The 6359-nt window shown below is 41.4% G+C and carries 5 protein-coding genes; all 5 read right to left on the bottom strand.

Annotated elements, in window-relative coordinates; all coding sequences use genetic code 11:
• Window positions 1-139 precede the first annotated feature (139 nt).
• Complete coding sequence (locus BLQ87_RS25600) at window positions 140-1285, bottom strand: thioredoxin family protein (protein ID WP_172664957.1); 1146 nt, start codon at window positions 1283-1285, stop codon at window positions 140-142.
• Between the two features lie 32 nt (window positions 1286-1317).
• Window positions 1318-2514, bottom strand: a complete 1197-nt coding sequence (locus BLQ87_RS25595) for a retropepsin-like aspartic protease (protein ID WP_074611757.1) — start codon at window positions 2512-2514, stop codon at window positions 1318-1320.
• Window positions 2515-2599: 85 nt separating this feature from the next.
• Window positions 2600-3982, bottom strand: a complete 1383-nt coding sequence (locus BLQ87_RS25590; protein WP_083362054.1) for a TlpA family protein disulfide reductase — start codon at window positions 3980-3982, stop codon at window positions 2600-2602.
• Window positions 3983-4025: 43 nt separating this feature from the next.
• Window positions 4026-5555 carry a PKD-like family lipoprotein gene (locus tag BLQ87_RS25585; protein ID WP_083362053.1) on the bottom strand — a complete coding sequence of 510 codons (1530 nt, stop codon included), beginning with the start codon at window positions 5553-5555 and terminating at the stop codon, window positions 4026-4028.
• Between the two features lie 28 nt (window positions 5556-5583).
• Window positions 5584-6357, bottom strand: coding sequence for a DUF4843 domain-containing protein (locus tag BLQ87_RS25580; protein ID WP_074611755.1), 774 nt, complete (start codon window positions 6355-6357; stop codon window positions 5584-5586).
• Window positions 6358-6359 lie beyond the last annotated feature (2 nt).

Genomic DNA, 6359 nt, shown 5'->3' with positions numbered 1-6359 from the left:
AGGGCTGACCTTTACCCCTGTTTTTTGAAATGATAAATTCTGTTTCTGTTAGTTCCATACACTGTTTTTGTGTATAGCCTTTTTAGGAATCGACAGCTGTCCCGCCGTTCTCCCGAACCTGTCACGAACGGAAAACCCGTTAAAGCGCATGCTGAAAATAAGTGCCGTCTTTCTTTAACAGTCTGGCTTTTATCAATCCCCATTCTGCGTACTTTTTCGCCGCCTCTTTATCATTTTGTTCCAACATCAGCCTGACAGCAACAGCAAGAACGGAATAAGAAGCATCCATATTGACTACCTTTTTCATCCATTTTACAAACAATTCTTTTTCCTCAGCATCAACTGCAGGGCCGGTCAAATACATGGACAGGTAACGAATTTTATTGTCATCATCATTGTAATTCTCCGCAGCATACCTGAAAAATGATTTATGGTCCTTATGGATATTGTAATAATAGGCTTCGGCCATGTCGACCTTTGCATAGGCCCAGTCTTTTTCAGAAAAAAATGGCCTGACCTCTGTCAGAAAAGCATTAAAATGGTCATCATTCCGGGTATTGCCCAGTGCTTTCAATCTCACATTCATAATGGCCGTCCGTTTCCCCCAAATCAGCTCTTTACTGTACTTCTCTTCGAACAACGCATAGTTTTTAAGGAAATAGTCGTCCCATTTTTTATTGACGCTTCTGATGGCTAAAAACGGGATCGCGGCAGGCTCCGCCAATGCGTCCTTAGTTTGGTCCAGATAAGCAGCAACGACCTCTGCTTTCATCGGTTGACGCGCTTTGAACATGGCCGTATAAAAATCAGGCTGAGCTACCTGAATTGAAGGGCTAAATCCAGCTAACACCGTTTCTTTTTTAGATTTCAGGATAGATTCTCCCAGTAATTTCTGAAATACATCTGCTTCCTGATATCCGGAAAATCTGGAGATCAGTTGTCCTTTCTCATTTAAAATCAGGAAAGTCGGAAAACCCGTAACGGCATATTTTAATTGTAATATTTTCCCCAGTTCCTCCGCCATAAAATCAATTTTCACACTCACAAAGTTCTCCTTCATTAATTTCATGACGGCCGAAAGCGGAAAGACTTCATCGTCCATTTCTTTACAGGGATGACATCCGACAAAATAACTATCGATGAACACCAATTTATGTTCTTTTTTTGCTTTTGTAAATAGTTCCTCCAGAGAGTTCGTTTTCACAAACTGGCTTTCCTGAGCATTTAGCCGGATGCTCACTATGAGCAGCAATAACAATCCGCATATTTTAGATATTTTCATCATTAAATCCATTAAAGTGTCTTTGAAAACTATATTTATTTCGCGATGGTATCTTTAAACGTCTGTCCGTTAAGAACAGATTCGATCATATAGTTTGTACCCGATGGCATGGCCAGAAGTTTGTCCAGCTGTTTTCTGTCTTTTAACAACTGCGAAGCGGACAGCCCATTCAAAGATTTCAGCCGGGCTCCTTGTTTAAGGTTCAAGGCAGGGTTTTCCTTATCGGTTAGTCCTTGTACCATCAGCGTTCCCTCATTATCAAAACCAAAAAGATATCCCCCAATTGCAAAATCATGGGGATAATCATAGCTTTTATTTGCAACAAGCTGGATTTCCTTTTTCTTCAGATTGATGGTAAAGTTATACCTGCTGATTAACCTTAGGCCTATGGAACCGTCAAATCCGGGATTCCAGTCTTCGCTTTGTCCACCTCCAGCCATTAGCGTAACCGGTATTTCTTTAATCACCGGCATATTTGAGAAAGAAAAAGAGGCTGCTTTACCTGTAAAAGTCGGTGTCGTCATCCCCATACTGCTGGTACTCCCATGATATTCCGGTTTAAATCCGCTAACCAGCAACCTGTTCTTTTTTACGAATTGACGAAAACAAATCACGCTATAGCCAGCTCCTGTATCAAACACAAATTCTGCCTGATGTGCCTGCCCCCCGGCAATACTTAAGGTGCCGGGAATAATGAACAATCCGTCAGGGCTGGTGATCGGAACCACAGTTCCTTTCTGTTCATACTGATAACCTTCAAAATCATATAAAGAGAGCTCCTTTTTATCAAAGTCCACCTTCGTAACATAGCTTCTGGTAATGATATTACCAATGATTCCGTCCGTTCCTTTATGCAACTCTTTAAAGATCGCGATGCTTTGGTTAGGCAAGTCAAAGGAATCCAGGTGTACCACGTTTCCCTCCGAAACAGAGATCTCCATGTTCCCCCCTACCACCGATGCCTTTTGTGTTCTCGACACCTTTAAACCAATAGCATCTGCCAAATCCTGACTCAGCGCCATCCCGTCTGCGCCGGTATCAAACAATAATTTCAACGGCCGCTGACTTCCATTAATCTTAACCCTCAGGATAATTGCACCATTGTCCATTTCAAAAGGAATTTTGGCCTTCAGTCCCGATGTTGAAGCCATTTGTTGTTGGGCCCGGACATACTGATCCGGCAACAATGCCAACAACATGAAGAGGAGGCATAATTTATATTTATTGTTCATAGAAATTTAAGATGATAAATGGGCTGGCCCAGGTCAGGCCAGCCATTAAAAACAATCGATTACAAAGCAGAATACTTTGTAAAAACTATTTTGCCAATGTTTTTTCCAGTAAAGCTTTGAGCTCCGGACCGGAAGGTCTTGGCGCATCAACCGTCACAATTTTACCTTGTCTGTCGAAGACCATAAAGCGCGGAATTCCGGTGATCTTATAATATTGAGCAAGATCCCCCCAACCTGAGGCAAATAGCTGAGTACCTCCCAAATGATCATCAGCGATCATTTTAAGCCATTTATCTTTATCCTTCGCTACATCTACGGAGATGCTGACAATAGCAACATCAGTGCCTTTCATTTCCTCCTCCAGCTTTTTCAAATGAGGAATTTCTGCCTTACATGGCCCACACCAGGTGGCCCAGACGTCTACCAAAACTACTTTTCCTTTCAAATCATCCATTGTCACTGTTTTCCCTTCTTTATCAGGATAGGAGAATTTAAACGCAGCATCACCAGGCTTTAATAAAGCCAAAGGCGCCAGGATATCCATGTTTCTTTTCTTCTGACTTTTGGTGATCACATATTTGCCATAAGCATCGATCAGTTCCTTATATTCGCTATGGCTAATAAGACGCTCCGCTTGATCCAATACCACATCTCCCTTTAAAGTATCATTCGGCAAACAGGCCAGGGCATTTTTGAGGCCTGCCAGACCTCCTTCAAATTTCCCCTTTTGCTGTCTCAAGTTGATCGAGATCAATGAAGAAAGCATACGTCTGCCCCATGGATTGCTGTACAATAAGCCTGCATTTGTTGCAAAATCCTGCGCCTTAAGTGTGCTGTAGTAAGGGCTCCATTCTTCCATTGAAGGATGTGCCGTACGTGGTGTCTGGAGGAAATTAGCCGCATAAAAAGCCATATCAAAAGTCACATAGGCTTTCATCCGCTGGTCAAACTTTGCATTTCCGGTGGTCTTTCCTTTTAAAAAAGATTTAGATTTTGCAGCGATATCTTCCAGCTGAGGGAAAAAATCGACAAAGGTACTCTGCACTTTCGAAAAATTAACGGCCTTATGCTCCAGGGGAAAAACAAAGTCATGCCATTGAGTCAGCAATACATTTTCTTTAGAATTCAGTTTCCCGGTAAGTACATAACTGGAATCCAGAATGGAAAGTGACAATTGCTCCCCACCCTTAAAATAAAACTTATAATTGTCGTTCGGCGCGACTGCAGTTCCGGTTCCGATCACATATAAGCCCTCGTATTCGGGATAAAAAATGAATCCGAATTTACCTTTCTCTTCCGGCAGCGTATTGGCAATTTCTACCATTTTACCCTCTGTTACTTTAAACAGCTTAACCGGTGTTATTCTTTCTTTTTTTAGCAGCCCGTTTACTTCAACCGGCATTTGCGCCGATGACGCAGTGATGAATAGCGACAGGATTGCTGCGCTAATTATTGTTTTTATGTTCATTGTTTATAAATTTTAGATTTGTATGTATAAATGCGGTTATGGCCTAACGTTCCCTATAGCTGACGCTAACGATTTTACCAAAGCCGGAATAACTTTCTCCCAGGGTCAGGTCGCCATTTAGGGAAGGGACAACGTAAAGTTCCATTTTGCCATTACGCTCCGCGGGTAATGCGGGATCATAAGAACAAACCATCAATTGATTCTTTCTGCTTTCGTAATAAGGACGGGAACTTCCTCCGTTTACAAATTTTTGAAACTTAATCAGACTGATTTTTTCTGCTCCTTTATCCAGCATCAGCTTACTGGTCTTTAAAGACATATCATATTCATATACCTTGCCTCCCACACTGTAAAACAGATAACCATATATTGGATTAACAGTAAATTTGTCTGCATTACCGATTTCCGCTCCTGTAATTTCCGCATAATACGTCTGGATCGCGGTAACCAGGTTAAATCGGGCGAGATAAACCTTACCATCTCCCCCTTTAAGTATGGCAAATACGTCTCCTCCATTAAAAGGAGAATAGTCCATATAAATCAGGTCTTTTCCAACATTATTATAATCAAACAATGCGTTGTCCATCGTAGGCATCGTTGTACAGGTAGACTCATTATTGAGGTGTCTTACAAACCTCCTTTTATTCACATCAAACAGCACCGCGTTGGCTATCAGGGTTGAACTGGAGAGTGATCTGGCAATAAATGGCGCAGCATTAAATGGAACCGATTCTTCTTTAACCAGATTAATGGGTACCCCATAATTGATCTGATATATGTAATAATAATAATAGACATTTCCGGCAGAGAACATGTAGGAAGTGCCAGCTCCATTAGGATGCTCTGTCGAAGCCATAAAATCGGCGTGAAAATCGTCAGGAACATTAGCGACCATCTCATATTTAATATTGAAGGTATTCTTCCATTTAAAGGTCTCCGGATCGATCCTATTGGTTCCTTTATCTGTAGAAAGATAAATACCATAGGTACTGAAGTTATAAGGATAACAATGAACATCCAGGGGTTTACCTTTTAAAGACAATTCTGACCCGGTTGAGCCCAGGACATCAGTTACAGGAGTATAAATGTTATTAATCTTCGAAATCATGTCCAGCCTGGCTGCTCCATTTACATCATTCAGGACCATCCAGCCTTCATAGATACTGGTCTGTACCGTTAACCTGAAAGTTGTCCGGTAGGCAACTCCCGTCTTTTTATCGGTTACGATATAGTACACATCATAATTACCCGAAGGAATTTTGACCACCACATCCAGGTTACGCGTCGTTGCCAGCTCTTTTCTGATTTCTGAATTCAATGCCTCTCCTCTTCGCATGGCGAGCCATTGATAGGAATAGGCCTGTTCATCATTGCTCTCATCTTTCGTAAATTTGAGCACCGGGCTGATCTTAAATCTTTCACCCAGCATCGCATTATAGGTCTTATCTATTCCTCCAAAATCAACTGAGTTGATCTCTTCATAATTGTAATTACCGAGGTCCTTTCTACAGGAAAAGCTGACAAACAGCATTACAAAGAGTAATGCCTGTTTAAAATATCTATAGTTTAACATCTTTTGATCTAAATTTTAGTTTAAGGAATTACTGAACTGCATCTCCCATTCTCATTTCTTTTCCATCCTCTTCATAAATGGTTTTTCCTGAGGCTTTCATTTCGTTCAGGTAACGCTGCATGAAAGTACCATAGAACACCACTTTAGAGATAGAGGTCAGCATGGTATTATCAAGGTCCCCTATGTTTTTAATCTCTGCCGTCTCTGCCATTAGGAATAGTTTCTTCCGGCTAAATGGGCCCAGGTAGGAATCAAGCCAGGCCGCTGGTTTTTTTAAAATATCATTGAGGCGGATTTTGTACCTGATGTAACTGATCTTTTTACCCGTTGCTGCATCCAGAACGCGATCCCTCATCGTCGTTTTAAAATTCTCATTACTTTCCAGGTTCAGGATCATTACATAATCCCTGGTTAACATATCTGCGGTACGATGCAGCATGATACTGACAATGGCAGCTTGCCCATTTGCAGGGATCGTAAATTTTTCATTCAGGATCTTATAATGTGTATCAGGAATTGCGGTAGATAGCGGATCTATGGTCAGCTTAAAGTCTCTGTCTTTTGTTGAAGTTGGCCCGGAGATCATTACCGGAATCTGAATAACAGAGTCCTTCAACGTACTTTTAGCATAGGAGAAGGAAATCACTGTACTGTCTCCAGCGGCCTTTTTTTCCCAGATGAAGACAGATGGTAAAAAGTAAATCCCTGTTTCTCCCTCAAAGGTTTTCAGATCTTTCTTACATGCACTGAACAGGCTTCCTATAGCTACCAGTGCAATAACGATGTATATATATTTTTTCATAA

It is taken from the genome of Pedobacter steynii, from assembly GCF_900103665.1.
In the GTDB taxonomy this organism is placed as follows: domain Bacteria; phylum Bacteroidota; class Bacteroidia; order Sphingobacteriales; family Sphingobacteriaceae; genus Pedobacter; species Pedobacter steynii.
Note: the sequence above shows the minus strand (reverse complement) of the source record. Positions and strands in the feature narration are given on the sequence as shown.

What these genes read in the sequence shown, in the direction of transcription:
- BLQ87_RS25590 (WP_083362054.1), bottom strand. Translation starts at nt 3,982, where the DNA reads ATGAACATAAAAACAATAATTAGCGCAGCAATCCTGTCGCTATTCATC.
- BLQ87_RS25600 (WP_172664957.1), bottom strand. Translation starts at nt 1,285, where the DNA reads ATGATGAAAATATCTAAAATATGCGGATTGTTATTGCTGCTCATAGTG.
- BLQ87_RS25585 (WP_083362053.1), bottom strand. Translation starts at nt 5,555, where the DNA reads ATGTTAAACTATAGATATTTTAAACAGGCATTACTCTTTGTAATGCTG.
- BLQ87_RS25580 (WP_074611755.1), bottom strand. Translation starts at nt 6,357, where the DNA reads ATGAAAAAATATATATACATCGTTATTGCACTGGTAGCTATAGGAAGC.
- BLQ87_RS25595 (WP_074611757.1), bottom strand. Translation starts at nt 2,514, where the DNA reads ATGAACAATAAATATAAATTATGCCTCCTCTTCATGTTGTTGGCATTG.